Origin of the sequence: Streptomyces johnsoniae, assembly GCF_031845565.1 — a bacterium.
In the GTDB taxonomy this organism is placed as follows: Bacteria; Actinomycetota; Actinomycetes; order Streptomycetales; family Streptomycetaceae; genus Streptomyces; species Streptomyces johnsoniae.
The window spans coordinates 1-461 of sequence record NZ_JAVREV010000073.1; the positions used below are offsets into that span (position 1 = coordinate 1).

Below are 461 nucleotides of genomic sequence, written 5' to 3' on the forward strand. Positions count from 1 at the left end.
TCGCGGCCCCGCTCACCCCGCAGGCGCCCCCGGCCCCGTACGGCCAGCCGCAGCAGCCCCACCAGCCTCCGCAGCCGCAGTTCGGCCAGGTCCCCGGCCAGGCCGCCCCGCCCACGCCTCCCTACGGCCAGCCTGCGCCCGCTCCCTACGGCCAGCCGGTCCCGGCCCCGTCCGGGCAGCCCGCCCCGGCCCCCTTCGGGCAGCAGCCCCCCGGCGTACCGCAGGGCGTCCCCCAGGGCGCTCCGGCGGCCGGTGCCGGGCTGCACGCGGCCCTCCAGAAGTACAAGGAGACCTCCACCGGGCAGCGCTGGACCCCGCAGAACCAGCAGCTCATGCGCGTCGACCTGACCATCGGCGGCACCGGGGTGCTGGCCCGCCAGGGCAGCATGGTGATGTCCCAGGGCAAGGTCGACTTCGGCTACAAGGGCGCCGGGTTCGTCGGCCGGGTCGTCGGCACCGCC

General features: G+C 77.9%; 1 pseudogene. It reads left to right on the forward strand.

Annotated elements, in window-relative coordinates:
* Window positions 1-461, forward strand: a pseudogene (locus tag RM779_RS33325) (TerD family protein); the annotation flags it as partial.